This is a genomic window from Streptacidiphilus jeojiense, assembly GCF_000719095.1.
Taxonomy (GTDB): Bacteria; Actinomycetota; Actinomycetes; order Streptomycetales; family Streptomycetaceae; genus Streptacidiphilus; species Streptacidiphilus jeojiensis.
Genome location: NZ_JOEH01000096.1, coordinates 1 through 751 on the forward strand (window position 1 = coordinate 1; position 751 = coordinate 751).

Sequence of the window (751 nt, forward strand, 5' to 3'; positions counted from 1 at the left end):
GTCGATGGTGGTCAGATTGGAGCCGGCCAGGTCCGCCGACCCGCCCCACAGCTCCGGCACCACCGCGCCCACAGCCTTGAGGAACTCACCCGACGCCTTACGGGTGGCCACCTCCTTGCCCACCGGGAACACAGGGATCGCCAGCTCCCAGTCCTCGGGAAGCCGCCCCGACGTGATGCGGTCGAACTCCGCCGCACGCTGCGGGTTGGCGGTGCGCCAGTCCGCGAACCGCTTGGACCAGGCCGCATGCGTCTGCCGCCCGCGGTCGCCGACCTGCCGTGCGTGTTCCAGCACCTCAGCGGCGACGTCGAAGGACTTCGCCGGGTCGAAGCCCAGCACCCGCTTGGTCGCGGCGACTTCCTCCGCACCGAGTGCCGCACCATGTGCCTCCCCGGTGCCTTGGGCATGTGGCGCGGGCCAGGCGATGACGGTGCGCATGGCGATGATGGAGGGGCGCTCGGTCTCGGCCTGGGCGATGACCATGGCGTCGTGCAGGGCCTTGGGGTCGATGTCGCCGCTTTCGGCCGGGGCCACCCGCTGGATGTGCCAGCCGTACGCCTCGTAGCGCCCCAGGACGTCCTCGGAGAACGCGGTCTCGGTGTCGCCCTCGATCGAGATGTGGTTGTCGTCGTACAGGAACACCAGGTTCCCCAGCTTCTGGTGGCCCGCGAGGGAGGAGGCCTCGCCGGAGACGCCCTCCTCCAGGTCGCCGTCCGAGCAGATGCCCCAGATGGTGTGGTCGAACGGGGAG

Annotated in this window: 1 protein-coding gene; it reads right to left on the minus strand. The window is 70.3% G+C overall.

Translation table 11 applies throughout. The features are described 5' to 3' along the window. Window positions 1–751, minus strand: a 751-nt coding sequence (locus IF29_RS0141190) for a transketolase (protein WP_030267727.1), incomplete at both ends; no start/stop codon positions are given.